This window comes from Winogradskyella sp. Asnod2-B02-A (assembly GCF_045063645.1).
Classification (GTDB): Bacteria; Bacteroidota; Bacteroidia; order Flavobacteriales; family Flavobacteriaceae; genus Winogradskyella.
Genome location: NZ_JBEFOG010000027.1, coordinates 2,196,366 through 2,213,123, shown reverse-complemented (window position 1 = coordinate 2,213,123; position 16,758 = coordinate 2,196,366). Strand labels below are relative to the sequence as shown.

Here is a 16,758-nt window from a genome sequence, read left to right as displayed (position 1 = left end):
CAAATTAACTTAATATGAATAAATATATTGTTACTATTCTATTTTTAGTCTTATTTCAAACTGTTAAATCTCAAGAAAATAACGACATAAAACTATCTGCATTACCTTATTATAGCTATGGTAAAGGTTTAGGGATTACATCTCCAGACAGTATTTTTAAACTCAACATTCGTTTTAGAATGCAAAACCGTCTAACCTACCTAAATAACGACAATGCTGAAGATGGTTACGAGGCAATAATTAGACGTTTACGACTGCGTTTTGATGGTTATGTAGGTGACCCTAGTATTATTTATGTCATTCAACTATCATTCTCACCAAACGATGTTGGAGCCATTGAAGACGGAGACAACCTTAACATCATTAGAGATGCCATATTATTTTATAGACCAAATGCACATTGGAATATTGGTTTCGGACAAACAAAACTACCAGGAAATAGGCAACGTATTAATTCTTCTGGAGCTTTACAGCTAACCGATCGCTCCATAAATAATTCGCGTTTTAATATCGATAGAGATTTTGGTTTACAAGTTTATTATTTAAATGAATTGCAGAATAAATTTTCTTACAATGTAAAAACAGCAATTAGTACTGGTGAAGGCAGAAACTGGACTAAAGAACCAGATAACGGATTAGCTTTTACGGGTCGCTTAGAACTCTTTCCTTTTGGAGCATTTAAAAGTAATGGTACTTTATTTGAAGGTGATATAAAACGAGAAGAATCTCCAAAATTAATGCTCTCAGGTGTTTATCATTTCAATCATAATGCTAGAAGAACAAGAGGTACTATTGGAGAGGAATTGTTTGAACAACGTGATATTCAATCTTTATTCTTTGATGCTATTGTAAAATATAATGGTTGGGCTTTTCAAACGGCTTATATGAGTAGAGCTGCTAACAATCCTATTACCATTAATCCTGATGATACTTTAGATACTGAATATGTCTTTACAGGTAGTGGTTTCGATGCGCAATTGAGTTATATTTTTAAAAGTAATTATGAGCTTATTGGCCGTTATTCTTATCAAGAACCGCACAAAGACATCGAAAATCTAACACCACAAACCGACCAATATAGTCTTGGTGTTACCAAATATATTTGGGAACATGCTCTAAAGTTACAAGCCGAAATTACAACTAGTGACCTCAACTATGTTGACTCTAGCAAAGCAAATGATTGGTATTTACGATTTCAAGTAGAAATAGGTATTTAAAAACCAAGTAGACCACCCAAAAGCATATGGATTTAAATAAAAAAGCCCTTAAGTAATTAGATACTTTGCAGTAACCAATTACTTAAAGGCTTTTTATCTTATTTAATACTAAGATAATTGTGTCAACTAAAAAAGAATTTAGAAAGCGTTTACAATAGCATAAAAATCTTCTGCTTTAAGAGCTGCTCCACCAATTAATCCACCATCAACATCTGGTTTTCCAAAAATTTCTTTTGCATTGGCTGGTTTAACACTTCCACCGTATAATATAGAAACAGAATCAGCAACATCATTCCCATATTTATCAGCTAAAGTTTTTCTAATAAAGGCATGCATATCTTGAGCTTGCTCCGGACTTGCTGTTTCACCTGTACCAATAGCCCAAACTGGCTCATATGCCAAAACGATATGTTTAAAAGCATCTGCTCCTAAATGGAATAATGCGTTTTTAATTTGGCTTGATACAACTGCTTCTTCATTACCTGCTTTTCTATCTGCTAATTCTTCTCCAAAACAGAAAATAATACGCATATTGTTTGCTAATGCAGCATCAACTTTTTTTGCTAATGACTCGTCTGTCTCATTAAAATACGCTCTACGCTCACTGTGACCTAGAATTACAGTTTGAATACCAACACTTTTTAACATACTAGCACTAATTTCGCCTGTATAAGCTCCATTTTCTGCAAAATGCATATTCTGTGCAATAACCTCTATTGGCTCTTGCCTAAGTGACTCAAAAGATTGCCATAGGTTTGTAAAGGTTGGCGCTATCATAACCTCAGCATCTGAAGTTTGATTTTGCTTTAACAATTCCGTGATTAATTCCTCTGTTTGAGGTAAATCATTATTCATTTTCCAGTTTCCGGCTACTATATTTTTTCTCATAATATAAAGTATATTGAATTCTTAATTTTAGTATACAAAAATAACACAATAAAGGTGAAAATAAATTGACAAATGTCAGTATTTAATTAAGCTAACTTTATACGTGGATCTAACCAAGCATAAATAATATCCACAAAAATATTTATGGTTATAAAAATAATGGCTATTACTAAAACAGCTCCCATTATCACTGGCAAATCTAATGTGTTTAACGCATTGACAATTTCCTTACCTAAGCCATTCCAACCGAAAATATATTCTACAAAAACAGCTCCTGCCAACATCGATGCAAACCAACCAGATATTGCTGTAACTACAGGATTTAAAGCATTTTTTACTGCATGATTTTTTATTACCTGAAACTCACTTAATCCTTTAGCTCTCGCAGTCCTTATATAATCTTGGTTTAAAACTTCTAACAATGAATTTCGCATTAGTTGAATTACTACAGCCAATGGCCTTATGCCTAAAACAATTGCAGGAAGTATTAAATTTTTCCACCTAATATTTATTTTCTCGCCAAAATCATCAAGCTCATATAAACTGCCAGTCATTTCTAAATTAGTGTATTTGTGCCATACAAAACCAAATAACCATGCGAATAAAATGGCGCTAAAAAAAGATGGTACGCTCATACCAAAAGTACTTAGAATTTGAATGGTTTTATCTACCCAAGTATCTTTATATAATGCAGAAATAATACCGAAAACAACACCTATTACAATGGCAATAAAGATTGCTGAAACAGCTAAAACAAATGTATTAGGAATAGTTTCTCCAATAATTTGAGACACTTTTTTTCCTTGTTTAGTAAAGGATTCTCTTAAATAAGGTGCTTTTATAACTGTGGTTGTATTTCCTAAAGTAAACAGTTCTGTTGCCGTATATTTATTAGAACTTAAATATGTATAATCCTTTGTTGAATTTGAATGCCATGAAATTGGCGATAAATCATTTAGATAATATAGAAACTGCGTACTAATAGGTTTATCAAAACCGTATTTCTGTTTTACAACTTTAACTTGCTCTGCCGTTTGGTTTTGACCTAACATCATCTTTGCAGGATCGCCTGGCAGAATATTGAATAAAAAGAAAATGACAGTAATAACACCTATTAAGGTGATAAAAGCATAAAAGATTTTATTTATAAGATACCTTACCAAATTACAGTTCTATATCATCAATATCGTTCCAATGTGCTTTATTCATAACTGTTCCTTTATTTAAAATCACTATTCCTGGATTTGATCGCACTATGGTTTTAATCACTTTTTCATCACATAAATAAAATTCAAAATTAAGGTTGTAATCTTGCTTTATTTGCGCTTTATCTTGAGGTCCTGACGAGGTTAAACCAATTACGGTATAGCCTTTAGATTTTGCCTTATCAGTAAACGTTTTTAGCTTATTAACACCTTCTAGCTCACCTTTTGGAATACTGTACATAGCAACTATAAGAAGTTTCTCTTCTTCTAAAAACTGTTCAGTTAAATCTTCATCATCGGTTTCTATTGAAAAATCTTGAATTGGTGGCACATAACCTTCATCTATTACTTTAGTTTCTACACCAACATACTCACCTTCTACTTTTGGATAACTTCCGTTAGTTACAAATTCTTGTTCTTCTCCATTAACATTAAATGTCCATGTATATTCTGAAACCGCTTTTGCTGCATCTTCTGGTGTTGACATACCTTCTTGGAAGTTAGCACCAATCTTATAAGCTCTAAAATCTATTGCAGGTAAATGCATTAACACATGGTAACCAAACCAAAACGAAATTATAAAGCTCAATAACGCCATAACTGTTGTTGGCAATTTTGAGAAAATTGGCTTAATATACTTTACACCAGCAAACAAAATTAAAATAAGCACAAGCAATATTAAATCTTTTGAAAAGCTTTCCCAAGGGGTTAATTTTAAAGCATCGCCAAAGCAGCCACAATCTTTAACTTTATCAAAATACGCTGAATAAAAGGTAAGAAACGTAAAAAACACTATCATTAACAATAAACTCCAAACTGTAAATTTTGGTTTATAGCCTATTAATAAAAAGACACCTAAAACGACTTCGAATACTACAACTATTACAGAAATACCAAGTGCGTAAGGAATTAAAAATTCTAAATTTAAAACGTCTGCTCCAAAATATTCTTCAAGCTTATATGAAAAGCCTAACGGATCATTCAATTTTATAAATCCTGAGATAATAAATAATATTCCAGTGAATACTCTGCTAATTTGTACTATATATTTCATAACTAATAAAATCTATTTACTTACTTTCTCCTAAATGAATCAAAGCAAAAATCGCATAGTTTATCATATCTTGATAATTTGCATCGATACCTTCACTCACAATTGTTTTACCTGCATTATCTTCAATTTGCTTAACTCGTAATAATTTTTGCAAAATTAAATCGGTTAAAGAGCTCACACGCATATCTCTCCATGCCTCACCATAATCGTGATTTTTATCAAGCATCAACTGTTTTGTAATTGCAATTTTGTCATCGTAAAGTTTAGTAGCTTCTTCAGTGTTTAAATCGGGTTGCTCTACCACACCTTTTTCTAATTGAATTAGTGCCATTAAACAATAATTAATAATACCAATAAACTCGCTTATTTCGCCTTCATCAACTTTTCTTACTGCATTTTGCTGCAAGCCTCTTATGCGCTGAGCCTTAATGAAAATCTGATCGGTTAATGATGGTAATCTTAAAATTCGCCATGCACTCCCATAATCACTCATCTTATTTATAAAAAGCGCTCTACATTTTGCGATAACAGCATCGTATTGTTTTGAAGTATCTTGCATTTATTACATTAAAATTTCCGTAAATTTCGCATAAATAAATTAGAAGTTCAAAGTTTGAGGTTTAAAGTTTTCTTAACATTATTTTTAGATTAAAAATGAATATAAATTGCAAAGGCAAACTGATTGATTTATCCACACCAAAAGTGATGGGAATCTTGAATATTACACCTGATTCCTTTTTTGATGGTGGAACATATAAAGATGAAGCTGATATTTTAAACAAGGTGGAGAATATGCTAAAACAAAATGCCACTTTTATAGATATTGGAGGTTATAGTTCTAGACCAAATGCTGATGATGTTAGTGAAACCGAAGAACTAAATCGTGTTATTCCAATAGTTAAGATTATTTTAAAACATTTCCCTGATACTTTAATTTCTATAGATACATTTAGAAGCGAGGTAGCAAAACAAAGCATTGAAACCGGAGCTGCTTTGGTTAATGATATTTCTGCCGGAAAACTAGACGCTAAGATGCTTTCTACCGTTGGTAAACTCAGCGTGCCTTACATTATGATGCACATGAAAGGTAATCCCAAAACCATGCAGCAGCAAACACAATACAACGATATAACCAAAGATGTTATCGCGTATTTTGCTGAACGCATAACGGCTGCTCACAAGGAAAAAATAAATGATATAATTATCGATCCTGGTTTTGGATTTGCAAAAACCATAGCACAAAACTTTGAATTACTTAATACCTTAAAATTACTTCAACTCACAGATCAACCCATTTTAGCTGGTGTTTCTAGAAAATCTATGATTTACAAAACATTAAATTCTACTGCTAAAGAGGCCTTAAATGGCACAACCGCTTTACATATGGTAGCTTTAGAAAATGGTGCATCAATATTACGTGTACATGATGTGAAAGAGGCTATGGAATGTGTAACACTTTATAATCAATTGAAATCTAATTAATCCATGCGCATTATATATTTACTTGTTTTTTTATGTTGCTTAAGTTGCAACAACGAACGTGTTTTACTTTTACCTAAAATTGAAAATGCCAAAACCGTAGAAGTTTTAGACGTCTCACCTGGTTATATTTTTTATGATGAAACACAACCCGATTCCACATTATTAAACCGAAAAAATTTAATAATCACAACGAATTGGCTAGTCAATGTAGATAAACGCCTAACCTTAAAACAAGCGATTCCGCATATTAAATTCTTACAAGACAAAAAACGCAATGCCGAAATGCATAAAAATGAAGATGCTAAGAATTATTTTACTTGTAATGATACTAGTATTAAAAACTTAGGATTTTTAGAGTTCACGGATGTTTACTATGAAATAATTAATAGCCATAAAGACTCCATTAATTTACATGCATTGCAACTAAAACCTATAGACGATGCTGTTATTGCTGAATTGCCTATTCCTATGACATATTTAGTTGTTGACAATGACAACAAAGCTGATTTCGAAAATTTAATAAGACCTATTTTACAACAGCAGAAAGCGATTTACATGGCTATGCCTGATGAAAACTTAATAATACCTGAACTGTCACTCACTCTTTATTTCGACGGGAAATTAAGCTTTCAAGATTATATTTCAATGAAGTCTATATTAGAAAAGTTAAATACCGAAAATCTAAAAATTACCTCGAACGAATTCATATATTAAGCGCTAAATCTAGCAAGTTTTAGATTATTGCGCACAATTATAATCTTCTAATTCACATAAATTCTTAAATTAGCAGAAACACTAACCATTTGGAAAACTTACAAATTTGGGATTTTAGATTTATAGACTTCGTGGATGTCTTCCTCGTTGCTATTCTTCTTTATTACATCTACAAGCTTGTAAAAGGCACTGTTGCTATCAATATTTTTATTGGTATACTTATTATTTATTTTGCTTGGCGATTAACGGATTACCTCAATATGCAGATGCTTTACAGCATTTTTGATGGTTTTATGAAGGTTGGTATTATTGCTTTAATCGTCGTATTTCAACCAGAAATTAGAAAGTTCCTTCTTATGGTTGGCTCTACCAATATTGGTGGCAAGCGAAATCTGTTTAAAAACTTTAAGTTTCTTAAAAACGAAGACCAAACCTCAACAGATGTTGATGCCATTATTAAGGCTTGCAATAAAATGGGAACCACTAACACTGGAGCGTTAATTGTAATAGAACGTAATAATAACTTAGATTTCTTAACAGATACCGGAGACGAAATGAATATTTTAGTCTCACAACCCATTATTGAAAGTATCTTTTTTAAAAATAGCCCTCTCCATGATGGTGCAATAATAATTGATAAAAATATTGTTAAAGCCACACGTGTTATTCTTCCTGTTAATAATGAAAAAAATATCCCTGAACGCTTTGGGTTAAGACACAGAGCTGCCATTGGTATAACAGAAAAAACAGATGCTTTAGCACTTTGTGTGAGTGAAGAAACCGGACAAATTTCTTATATTAAAAACGGAGAGTTTGTAATATTTAAAGATACAGACGAGCTTACCCAAAAAATAAAAACAGATTTAGGGTAGTGAATTGTAAAAACTGTAATAACACTCTTAGAGACTCACAAAAATTTTGTGATGAATGTGGCGCAAAAGTGATTCAAAATCGGTTAAAGCCAAAAGTCTTAGCACAACAAGTTAATGAACAATTTCTTTGCGTAGACAATAAGTTTCTTAGAACATTTATTGATTTATTTAGAACACCTGAAGCTGTAATTATTGGCTACATAAATGGTACTAGAAAAAAATATATTGATGTACTTCAGTATTTTGCGATATCGATAACTTTAGTTGGTTTTCAAGTATTTTTAATGTCTACTTTTTTTAAGGAATCAATGGATTTTGGATCTGGGTTTGCTGAAGGTTTTAATGCTTCATCAGCTAAAACAGATAACCCTTTTAAAGACATTGATTTCAATAGCATCAATAATTATCAAGGCTTAATTTATATTTTAACTGTTCCGTTTTCAGCTCTTGGAAGTTGGCTTGCCTATTATATTATTGGAGAAAGAAGCTATAATTTTACAGAGCATATCGTTATTAATTTATACTACTCTGCTCAAGTTATCATTATATCTGCTTTACTAACCATCCTGTTTTTAGTATTGGGACTAAATTACTTTGTAATATCTTCTATAATATACATACCCACTTTTGCGTATTTATTCTATGTTCTAAAACGTGTATTTAGAACAACTTTTTGGGAGACCTTTGCTCGATTTTTACTTGTAATGACAATTTATATTGGATCATTTATAATCATTGGATTACTTGTATTAATAGTAGCTATAATAATTGGAATTGCCTTGCATAAATGAATTGTAAAAACTGCCATACCGAATTATCAAAACAAGATGACTATTGCAAAAATTGTGGTGGTAAAGTGATTAGAAATCGCTTGACTTTCAGAAATCTTTTTGAACACATCAGTGAAACGTTTTTTAATTACGATAATAAAATATTACGTACAGTAATTGACCTATTTAAAAAGCCAGAAGTTGTCATAGGTGGATATATCAGTGGTGTTAGAAAACGCTATGTGAACCCGATTAGCTTTGTAGCGCTTTCCCTTACCGTTGGTGGATTATATATGCTTATTCTTAATAAATATTTTCCTAATGCAATGATAGAAATGTCTTCTGCTGGCGTTGAGCAACAGGAAGTAATTGCTAAAGAAATGGTAATAATTATGCAAACGTATTACTCATTTGTAATGATACTTTTAATACCATTTTATGCCATAATATCACGCTTGGTTTTTGTAAACCGAAAGGAATATAACTTTACTGAACATCTCGTAATGGCCATGTTTATGATGGCTCAATTTTCATTGGTTAGCTCCTTCTTAAACATTACGCTATTAGTGCTTCACCTTCCTTCGAGTATATTAGGTTCTGCTAGTATTTTTCTACAAATGGTATATTTTGGATATTGCTATAAACGCCTATATAAATTGTCTATTCCTAGTTGTATTTTAAAATTATTATTTTTCTTTGGAATCTTACTGGTTATAATGATTCTATGTGTTATTCTGGGAATTATTATGGCGTTGTTATTCAAAGATTCTGCCTTTATGCAAGATATTATTGAAGCTCAAAAAGCTACAATAGAAGCACAAAAAGCTGCGATGGAAGCGGTAAAACAATAATAATTTAAGCCACTTCTACCTTTAAAAACTGAACTTCATAAAGGTTTTTGTAATATCCTGTTTCTTTTGCTAGAAGTGATTTGTGCGTTCCTATTTCAACAATTTTACCAGCATCCATCACAATGATTTTATCTGCTTGTTGTATGGTTGCTAATCTGTGTGCAATAACAATTGAGGTTCTGCCTTTGGTTATTTTATCTGTGGCATCTTGTATTAATTGCTCAGAATACGAATCTACTGAAGAGGTCGCTTCATCTAAAATTAAGATACTTGGATTAGTTACATAAGCTCTTAAAAACGAAATTAATTGGCGCTGACCAGAAGACAACATAACTCCTCGTTCTTTAACATTATAATGATAACCACCTGGAAGGCTAGAAATAAACGTATGAATACCAATGGCTTTTGCCGCTTTTATCACATCTTCTTCTGTAATATCTTCATTGTTTAGTGTTATATTATTTAGAATAGTATCTGCAAATAAAAACACATCTTGTAACACCACTGCTATCTGACTTCTCAGAGAACTCAAGGTCATATCTTTAATATCTATATCATCAACTTTTATAGTACCTGAATTAATATCATAAAAACGATTTAATAAATTAATAATAGTCGATTTTCCAGCTCCTGTCGCACCAACAATAGCAACAGTTTCTCCTGCTTTAACATCAAACGAAATACCTTTTAAAACCTCTTCGTCTTTAACATAAGAAAATCTTACATCTTTAAACGAAATATTACCTTTAAAATGTTTGGCTTCAATAGTACCAGAATCATCAATATTAGATGTTGTATCTAATACTTTAAATACTCGATCTGCAGCCACCATTCCCATTTGTAATGTGTTGAATTTATTCGCAATTTGATTTAAAGGTCTAAACAACATTGGAATAAACATGGTAAAGGCAATTAAATCTCCTAAAGTTGCTGTTTGGCCAATTACCGCATTTAAACCACCATACCAAATCACAGCTCCCATTGTTAATGATGAAATAAAATCTGCAATAGGAAAGAAAATAGAATTATACCAAACCGTTTTTAACCAGCCTTTTTTATGACGCTCATTAATGGCCATAAACTTATTGTACTCCGTATCTTCTCGTGTAAATAATTGTAATATTTTCATACCTGTTACACGCTCTTGCACAAAGGAATTTAAATTTGAGACTTCAGTTCGTACATCTTCAAAAGCACGTTTCATGTACTTCTGAAAAATCTTAGTCGCAAACAAAACAACTGGCAATGTTACAATAACGATAAGACTTAATTTCCAATTCATGTAAAACATAAAACCAGCAACCACTAGCATTTTTAAAATATCACTAAAAATCATAAATAACCCTTCACCAAAGATATCTGCAATACGCTCCATATCTGTGACTGCTCTTGTTATTAAAACACCTACAGACGATTTATCGAAATAAGTCATTTTAAATTTAAGCATGTGTTTAAATAATTTAACACGTATATCTCTCACTACTGATTGTCCTAACCAACTTGCGTAATAAATAAAAAGCAACTGCGAAATCACTTCTAGCAGTAACAAAACCAGCATTATTACTATATAAATAACAAAACCATTATACTCTTTGTTTGCAATTTTAACGTCTATTGCCTCCTTTAAAACATAAGGTCTAAAGGCGCCAAATAATGCCAAACCAATCACACAAATTAATGACACAACAAAGACAGCACGATATGGTTTTATGTACTGCAATAATCGTGTAAACAACGATACATCAAATATTTTCTTTTTTTTATCTGCCATATATATTTCCCAAAACAACTAGGAATCTTATCAATTTAACGCTCTAATCTTATGTTCTCTGGATACACTATTTCTACTAAATACAAACCATGCGCAGGAACAGAAAAACCTGCTTCACTCCTGCTTTTAGATGCAATAATTGCATGTAAATCTTCAGGATTCATTTTTCCTAAACCAATATTTATCATAGTGCCTACGATAGCTCTTACCATATTCCTTAAAAAACGATCTGCTGTAATAGTAAAAATTAATTGGTCTGCATTTTTTGTCCAGAAAGCAGTCTTTATATCACAATTATAAGTTTTAACATCGGTATTTACTTTAGAAAAGCATTGAAAATTTTTATACTGTAATAAGATCTTGCAAGCTGTATTCATTGCTTCAATATCTAAAGGCAAATGTACCTGATATGCAAAATCATAATCAAATACATTTTTAGATGTCGAAATTTTATATTGATAAGTTCTACTTGTAGCGTAAAATCTTGCATGTATTTCTGGTTTCACTTTAAATACAGAAGTCACAGCAATATCTTTTGGTAAAAAGGAATTCAATTTATAAACTAAATCTTTAGATTCAAAATCTCCTTGAAAATCAAAATGAGCAAACATCTGAGAGGCATGCACACCAGAGTCTGTTCTACCAGCTCCTAAAATCACAATTTTAGTTTTCAAAATAGTAGAAAGTGCTTTTTCTAGAACTTCTTGTACAGAAATTGCATTGGGTTGATTTTGCCAACCATGATAGGCTTTACCATTATATGAAAGTTCAATGAAAAATCGCAATAGAAATCTTACTTTTGTTAAAGTGCAAAGTTACAGTTTTAGATGCTAAAGAAATCCTAAAATATGAAGTTATAGTTTATCGATTTCTCCAATATTAAATATGAAAAAAATACTCCTTTTATCAGATACGCATAGTTACATTGATGATGCGATTTTAAAACACGTAAAACAAGCAGACGAGGTATGGCATGCTGGTGATATTGGTAATTTAAATGTCACGGACAGTATAAAAAAACTAAAACCTCTTAAAGGCGTTTACGGTAATATTGATGACGCCAAAGCCCGAACTGAATTTCCGCTACATAATAGATTTATGTGCGAAGATGTTGATGTGTGGATAACGCATATTGGTGGTTATCCTCCAAAATACAATAACAAAGTGAAGGACGCTTTAGTTGCAAATCCTCCAGATATTTTCATCACAGGGCATTCTCACATCTTAAAAGTAATGCCAGATAAAAAATTAAATTTATTACACATGAATCCTGGTGCAGCTGGCACACATGGATTTCATAAAGTAAGAACTATGCTTCGTTTTAAAATTGATGGTAAAAACATTAAGGACCTAGAAGTCATTGAATTTGAAACTAGGTAATTTTGTTAGCGCACTACTTTTTAGAGCGTTTCACATTATATACTAATCCCAAAGTAGCCGTACCTACACCAATAAATAGTGATGTTCCTAAAGTAAACGCAGCCAATTTATACAGCAAAAAACTTAAAAGCAAAGCACCCAATACATGTAAAAACACTTGTTTTCTCATTTATATAATTTATTAATTGTTAACCTTTACAGCCTTCAACTAAATTACAAAATTTTCTAAAACATATAAATTTTTTTAAGAAAACAAAAAAAACCCAGACGGCAGCGTCTGGGTTTTTCACACTAATACTACTAAGATTTTAGGTCTATCGTAATCGATCTACAGATTTTACGAGATCTTCATCCTTTTTTATAGCCTTGTTAGCCAAGACTAAACACACAATAGAAAAAATAGGAAGAAGCATCCCAATACCTTTCTCAGAAACGTTAATTTCTCCAGATAAGTTTAGAGATTGATACACAAAGATTCCTAGTAAAACAAAGTTTAATATGATATTAAGTCGTCCCAAAACAAATTGAGATTTCCTGTCTTTGTATCTAAATATTGAAATCAAAGATAATAAAGTTGAACCAAGAAATAAACCTAAATATAAATAATTATCTAGAGCAAATATCTTCACACCATTATTATCAGTCCACAAATGAAACACAAATATTAAGCCTGCTGAAATTACAGCAGCTAAAAATAAATATAGAGTTTGAATGCGTTGAATCATATCTTTTATTAAAAAAGCTCTGCAAAATTAGGAGTTTATTTTTTAAAAAGATAGAAATTGTTTTAAAATAAAATTGTATTATTGCAATAGAAAGAAGTAACAAACTGACTTGCATCCTTCTAATCTTCCAAATTAATCTCACTTTTTTTCTTTTTTTTTCATTTAGAAAATCTTGAATTAATAATATCAAATTATAATACATATACAACATACAGAATGTTTGAAATTTCTCAGTTAAAAGCTAAAAAACTTCCTGAATTACAGGAGATAGCTAAACAACTAAACGTACCTAAATACCGTACACAAAAAAAATTGGACTTGGTTTATCAGATTTTAGATTACCAAGCCACAAATCCTGACGCTGTTAAAACAAAAGTTGTAGCAGAAACTCCTTCAGAACCAAAAGCAAAACAAAGCAAACCAGCACAAAAGCGTGCTAGAATTCCTCAAAAACCAAAAGATAATAAAGAACAAAAATCTTTAGAATTTTCTGATAGCTCTGATAAAAAAGAGGAAGTTGCTGCGAAACCTCAAGAAAAAAGAAAACCACTTCCTCGTAAACCTCAAGAGCGTAAAGCTCAAGAGAACAAAGCTCAGGATAACAAACCAAATGAAGACAAATCGAAAGCAGATAAACCTGTTAACGACAAAACTCAAAACAAACCTAAAGAGCAAAGGGAACAAAGAAAACCAAATCCACGTAAGGACGACAATAGACGTCCTCAAAACAAGGACAATAGACAACAACGCTCTAAAGACGGAAATAAAAACAATGGTAATAAAGATAGTAGAAATCGCTATCGTGAGCCAGATTTTGAATTCGATGCTATTATTGAAAGTGAAGGAGTTTTAGATATAATGCAAGATGGTTACGGATTCTTAAGGTCTTCGGATTATAATTACTTGTCATCACCAGATGATATTTATGTCTCTCAGTCTCAAATTAGGCTTTTTGGTTTAAAAGTTGGTGATACTGTTTTAGGAAATGTACGTCCACCAAAAGAAGGTGAAAAGTACTTCCCATTAATAAAAGTGAGTAAAATTAACGGTCAAAGCCCAAATGTGGTAAGAGACAGAGTTGCCTTTGAACACTTAACACCATTATTTCCTCAAGAGAAATTTAATATTGCCGAAAAGCAAGCTACAATTTCTACTCGAATTATGGATTTGTTTGCACCTATAGGTAAAGGACAACGTGGTATGATTGTATCACAACCAAAAACTGGTAAAACTATGTTATTAAAGGATGTTGCGAATGCTATTGCAGCAAATCATCCTGAGGTATACCAAATGATTTTACTAATAGATGAACGTCCAGAAGAAGTTACTGACATGCAACGTAATGTACGTGGTGAAGTTATTGCTTCTACTTTTGATAAAGAAGCTCATGAGCATGTAAAAATTGCCAATATTGTTTTAGAAAAAGCAAAACGTTTAGTAGAATGTGGCCACGATGTTGTGATTCTTTTAGATTCAATAACACGTTTAGCAAGAGCTTACAACTCTGTACAACCAGCATCTGGTAAAATTCTTTCGGGTGGTGTAGATGCTAATGCTTTACATAAACCAAAACGTTTCTTTGGTGCTGCTCGTAATATTGAAAATGGTGGATCATTAACAATTATTGCTACTGCCTTAACAGAAACGGGATCTAAAATGGATGAAGTTATCTTTGAAGAATTTAAAGGTACTGGTAATATGGAACTACAGTTAGACCGTAAGATTTCTAACCGTCGTATTTATCCAGCAATCGATTTAACATCATCTAGTACAAGACGTGATGATATTTTATTAGACGCAACTACCATTCAAAGAATGTGGGTAATGCGTAAGTATCTTGCAGATATGAACCCAGTTGAAGCGATGGAATTTATCAATGATCGTTTTAAACAAACTAGAAATAACGAAGAGTTTTTAATCTCAATGAATGGTTAAACCTTTTCAGAATTTATAAAACAAAAAACCTTGAATTAATAGTTCAAGGTTTTTTTATGCTTTATTTTATTTAGCCGAATAATAAAGGTGTATTAAAAACTAAACACGAGGCTTATCTATACCTCTATCATACATTACAATACTTCCTGCAACAGATACATTAAGGCTTAATTGCGATTTAAATTTTATTAAAAAATGACTACTCTTAATGGCTTTATTAGATAAACCATGGTCTTCTGCTCCGAGTAAATATACACATCTCCTTGGGTGATTAAACGTTTCTAACGGTTCTGCATCCTCTGTTAATTCTACACCAACAAGTCTCGTGCCTTTGGGCAAATTATTAAAGAAATCCTCAAACGTATCATAGTGAAAATAAGGCATTGATTTTACTGCATTGTGTGTATCGCAGGCTTGCTTTGCATAACGATTACCTATGGTAAAAATAAAACTTGCACCAAGGTTTTGAGCTGATCTCCATAATACACCAAGATTTTCTGGTGTTTTTCCATTTTGAATTCCAATTCCGAAGAATTCATTTGTAAAATTATCATTCATTAATCAAAAATATAAATTTCATATTATATTTTTTACGAATTAAACATGAAAAGAGATTGTATAAATAGTTTAAATTTTATTTATACAATCTCTTTTTGGTATATATAATATATTATGCTGTTGCAGCTAACTTAATGTTTTGCTTATAATCAATTGGTGAGCAATTGTATTGTTCTTTAAAGATTTTAGAAAAATAACTTCTACTAGAAAATCCTAAAGTGTACACAATTTCTGAAATATTTAAATCTGTTGTTTTTATAAGCTCTTCCGATTTTTTTACTCTCACAAATCTTATATAACTGTTTAAAGTTTTACCATGCATTAATTTAAATCCTTCTTGTACTTTTGCAGGACTTATTGAAATCTTAGCGGCAAGCTCAGTAACACTAAGGTTAGTTTCAGGAAAATTATTAATGTATTCTGATAATTCCTTCACTTGTTTCAATTCAAATGCTGAAAGCGAACCTGTAGGATTCTGAGCACTTTCTATATCTAATGAATGCTGCTCAATCTCCATAGCTAATATAAAATTCACTAGTCCTTGAATTAATAATGTTCTTACAACACCATCTTGTTTTATAGCCTTAAGTTGCTTAATATTTTCTGCTATTTTTAAGTTATAAGAACCTACATAACAGTAATCTGCTGTTCTACCTGCTATGAAACGTTCTGATACCATACTATTTATATGGTGCTTCACTGAACTCTTTTCAGAGGTGTTAACCGAAATAATTGTAGAGTTTACATAAACATCTTTAAAGAAACTAATATGGTTTTCACAAGTGTTAATATTAGCAGAGACTCCTGTTTGAAACGTTTCAACGGTATTTGAAGCATCATTGTTACTGAAAGAATGTTTTAATTTTCCTTCTGAGCAGTACAAAAAGTTAACTACTGATCGTTTTGGACTTTCAACTACAAACTTAATGTCTTCTTTAAATTTTACATCAAATTCAATAAATACAGTGTTTCTATCCAATTCTATACCTCTAATTAAGCCTTCACCTAACTCATTATCTATTTTTAACTCTACTTCTCTATGGTTTGTTCTAAAAGTTCCACCAACTTCATTATTTAAAGCGTGAAACATAAATTGTAAATTATTTGCTTTAATCTCTATAGTTCTCATGTGTGTTTGTTTTTGGTTAGAAAGTAATTTTTTATTCGCCCTATTAGTCTTCTAATTAGGGTAGTAAATCTTGTAGGCTTAGAAGACTGTTTTGGCGCTTTCTATGGTTTTCAGTTTTGAATATCCTATTTCAGAATAAACAACGTCAACATTGCGTTTTGGAAAAATCCTTCCAACTCTTGCAAATTGCTTTTGTAAATGTTTAGA

18 protein-coding genes are annotated in these 16,758 nt (G+C 31.5%); 8 read left to right on the top strand and 10 right to left on the bottom strand.

What is annotated here, in order from left to right; genetic code table 11:
• The first annotated feature begins 14 nt into the window (after nucleotides 1–14).
• Entirely contained in the window at nucleotides 15–1,217 is a 1,203-nt protein-coding gene (locus tag ACJJVO_RS17430) for a porin (protein WP_405576443.1), read from the top strand.
• A gap of 138 nt (nucleotides 1,218–1,355) precedes the next feature.
• On the opposite strand, the gene tpiA is transcribed toward ACJJVO_RS17430, so the two are convergent.
• The 4 genes from tpiA to ACJJVO_RS17410 all read right to left on the bottom strand — a co-directional run bounded on the left by tpiA (nucleotide 1,356) and on the right by ACJJVO_RS17410 (nucleotide 4,923).
• A complete protein-coding gene (tpiA, locus tag ACJJVO_RS17425; protein ID WP_405576441.1) occupies nucleotides 1,356–2,105 on the bottom strand; it encodes a triose-phosphate isomerase in 750 nt (249 codons plus the stop codon).
• An 86-nt stretch (nucleotides 2,106–2,191) separates the two neighbouring features.
• Complete coding sequence (locus ACJJVO_RS17420; RefSeq protein ID WP_405576439.1) at nucleotides 2,192–3,268, bottom strand: ABC transporter permease; 1,077 nt, start codon at nucleotides 3,266–3,268, stop codon at nucleotides 2,192–2,194.
• Between the two features lies 1 nt (nucleotide 3,269).
• Nucleotides 3,270–4,364 carry a BT_3928 family protein gene (locus ACJJVO_RS17415; protein ID WP_405576437.1) on the bottom strand — a complete coding sequence of 365 codons (1,095 nt, stop codon included), beginning with the start codon at nucleotides 4,362–4,364 and terminating at the stop codon, nucleotides 3,270–3,272.
• A 16-nt stretch (nucleotides 4,365–4,380) separates the two neighbouring features.
• Entirely contained in the window at nucleotides 4,381–4,923 is a 543-nt protein-coding gene (locus tag ACJJVO_RS17410; RefSeq protein ID WP_405576435.1) for a DUF1599 domain-containing protein, read from the bottom strand.
• A 95-nt stretch (nucleotides 4,924–5,018) separates the two neighbouring features.
• Here ACJJVO_RS17410 and folP point away from each other — a divergent pair, with 95 nt between their 5' ends.
• The 5 genes from folP (at nucleotide 5,019) to ACJJVO_RS17385 (ending at nucleotide 9,053) form a co-directional block, all read left to right on the top strand.
• Complete coding sequence (gene folP, locus ACJJVO_RS17405) at nucleotides 5,019–5,846, top strand: dihydropteroate synthase (RefSeq protein ID WP_405576433.1); 828 nt, start codon at nucleotides 5,019–5,021, stop codon at nucleotides 5,844–5,846.
• 3 nt (nucleotides 5,847–5,849) lie between these two features.
• On the top strand, nucleotides 5,850–6,560 hold the full coding sequence (locus ACJJVO_RS17400; protein ID WP_405576431.1) for a hypothetical protein: 711 nt from the start codon (nucleotides 5,850–5,852) through the stop codon (nucleotides 6,558–6,560).
• A gap of 89 nt (nucleotides 6,561–6,649) precedes the next feature.
• Entirely contained in the window at nucleotides 6,650–7,432 is a 783-nt protein-coding gene (gene cdaA / locus ACJJVO_RS17395; RefSeq protein ID WP_115816275.1) for a diadenylate cyclase CdaA, read from the top strand.
• Nucleotides 7,432–8,223, top strand: a complete 792-nt coding sequence (locus ACJJVO_RS17390; protein WP_405576429.1) for a DUF3667 domain-containing protein — start codon at nucleotides 7,432–7,434, stop codon at nucleotides 8,221–8,223. Before cdaA ends, ACJJVO_RS17390 begins: the two co-directional genes overlap by 1 nt.
• Nucleotides 8,220–9,053 (top strand): DUF3667 domain-containing protein, encoded by an 834-nt coding sequence (locus ACJJVO_RS17385; RefSeq protein ID WP_405576427.1) that lies wholly within the window; start codon nucleotides 8,220–8,222, stop codon nucleotides 9,051–9,053. The genes ACJJVO_RS17390 and ACJJVO_RS17385 overlap by 4 nt, the downstream gene beginning before the upstream one ends.
• A 4-nt stretch (nucleotides 9,054–9,057) precedes the next feature.
• Here the strand turns inward: ACJJVO_RS17385 and ACJJVO_RS17380 are convergent, their stop codons facing one another.
• Together ACJJVO_RS17380 and truA are read right to left on the bottom strand one after the other, a co-directional pair.
• Nucleotides 9,058–10,824, bottom strand: coding sequence for an ABC transporter ATP-binding protein (locus ACJJVO_RS17380; protein ID WP_405576425.1), 1,767 nt, complete (start codon nucleotides 10,822–10,824; stop codon nucleotides 9,058–9,060).
• Nucleotides 10,825–10,859: 35 nt separating this feature from the next.
• Nucleotides 10,860–11,609 (bottom strand): tRNA pseudouridine(38-40) synthase TruA, encoded by a 750-nt coding sequence (gene truA, locus ACJJVO_RS17375; protein ID WP_405576423.1) that lies wholly within the window; start codon nucleotides 11,607–11,609, stop codon nucleotides 10,860–10,862.
• Between the two features lie 100 nt (nucleotides 11,610–11,709).
• Between truA and ACJJVO_RS17370 the strand changes: the two genes are divergently transcribed.
• Entirely contained in the window at nucleotides 11,710–12,204 is a 495-nt protein-coding gene (locus ACJJVO_RS17370; RefSeq protein WP_405576421.1) for a metallophosphoesterase family protein, read from the top strand.
• Nucleotides 12,205–12,217: 13 nt separating this feature from the next.
• Here ACJJVO_RS17370 and ACJJVO_RS17365 read toward each other — a convergent pair whose 3' ends face one another.
• Nucleotides 12,218–12,373 carry a hypothetical protein gene (locus tag ACJJVO_RS17365; RefSeq protein WP_405576419.1) on the bottom strand — a complete coding sequence of 52 codons (156 nt, stop codon included), beginning with the start codon at nucleotides 12,371–12,373 and terminating at the stop codon, nucleotides 12,218–12,220.
• A 145-nt stretch (nucleotides 12,374–12,518) separates the two neighbouring features.
• Complete coding sequence (locus ACJJVO_RS17360; protein ID WP_405576417.1) at nucleotides 12,519–12,929, bottom strand: DUF4293 domain-containing protein; 411 nt, start codon at nucleotides 12,927–12,929, stop codon at nucleotides 12,519–12,521.
• A 216-nt stretch (nucleotides 12,930–13,145) separates the two neighbouring features.
• On the opposite strand from ACJJVO_RS17360, the gene rho reads away from it, so the two are divergent.
• On the top strand, nucleotides 13,146–14,864 hold the full coding sequence (rho, locus tag ACJJVO_RS17355) for a transcription termination factor Rho (RefSeq protein ID WP_405576415.1): 1,719 nt from the start codon (nucleotides 13,146–13,148) through the stop codon (nucleotides 14,862–14,864).
• Nucleotides 14,865–14,963: 99 nt separating this feature from the next.
• Here rho and ACJJVO_RS17350 read toward each other — a convergent pair whose 3' ends face one another.
• Nucleotides 14,964–15,422 carry an RNA methyltransferase gene (locus ACJJVO_RS17350; protein ID WP_405576413.1) on the bottom strand — a complete coding sequence of 153 codons (459 nt, stop codon included), beginning with the start codon at nucleotides 15,420–15,422 and terminating at the stop codon, nucleotides 14,964–14,966.
• 112 nt (nucleotides 15,423–15,534) lie between these two features.
• Complete coding sequence (locus tag ACJJVO_RS17345; RefSeq protein ID WP_405576411.1) at nucleotides 15,535–16,551, bottom strand: helix-turn-helix domain-containing protein; 1,017 nt, start codon at nucleotides 16,549–16,551, stop codon at nucleotides 15,535–15,537.
• Between the last annotated feature and the right edge of the window lie 207 nt (nucleotides 16,552–16,758).

Coding starts and splice junctions, on each gene's coding strand:
- ACJJVO_RS17415 (WP_405576437.1), bottom strand. CDS start 4,364: ATGAAATATATAGTACAAATTAGCAGAGTATTCACTGGAATATTATTT.
- ACJJVO_RS17350 (WP_405576413.1), bottom strand. CDS start 15,422: ATGAATGATAATTTTACAAATGAATTCTTCGGAATTGGAATTCAAAAT.
- ACJJVO_RS17360 (WP_405576417.1), bottom strand. CDS start 12,929: ATGATTCAACGCATTCAAACTCTATATTTATTTTTAGCTGCTGTAATT.
- ACJJVO_RS17365 (WP_405576419.1), bottom strand. CDS start 12,373: ATGAGAAAACAAGTGTTTTTACATGTATTGGGTGCTTTGCTTTTAAGT.
- rho (WP_405576415.1), top strand. CDS start 13,146: ATGTTTGAAATTTCTCAGTTAAAAGCTAAAAAACTTCCTGAATTACAG.
- ACJJVO_RS17385 (WP_405576427.1), top strand. CDS start 8,220: ATGAATTGTAAAAACTGCCATACCGAATTATCAAAACAAGATGACTAT.
- ACJJVO_RS17345 (WP_405576411.1), bottom strand. CDS start 16,551: ATGAGAACTATAGAGATTAAAGCAAATAATTTACAATTTATGTTTCAC.
- ACJJVO_RS17370 (WP_405576421.1), top strand. CDS start 11,710: ATGAAAAAAATACTCCTTTTATCAGATACGCATAGTTACATTGATGAT.
- ACJJVO_RS17430 (WP_405576443.1), top strand. CDS start 15: ATGAATAAATATATTGTTACTATTCTATTTTTAGTCTTATTTCAAACT.
- ACJJVO_RS17410 (WP_405576435.1), bottom strand. CDS start 4,923: ATGCAAGATACTTCAAAACAATACGATGCTGTTATCGCAAAATGTAGA.
- tpiA (WP_405576441.1), bottom strand. CDS start 2,105: ATGAGAAAAAATATAGTAGCCGGAAACTGGAAAATGAATAATGATTTA.
- folP (WP_405576433.1), top strand. CDS start 5,019: ATGAATATAAATTGCAAAGGCAAACTGATTGATTTATCCACACCAAAA.
- ACJJVO_RS17400 (WP_405576431.1), top strand. CDS start 5,850: ATGCGCATTATATATTTACTTGTTTTTTTATGTTGCTTAAGTTGCAAC.
- ACJJVO_RS17380 (WP_405576425.1), bottom strand. CDS start 10,824: ATGGCAGATAAAAAAAAGAAAATATTTGATGTATCGTTGTTTACACGA.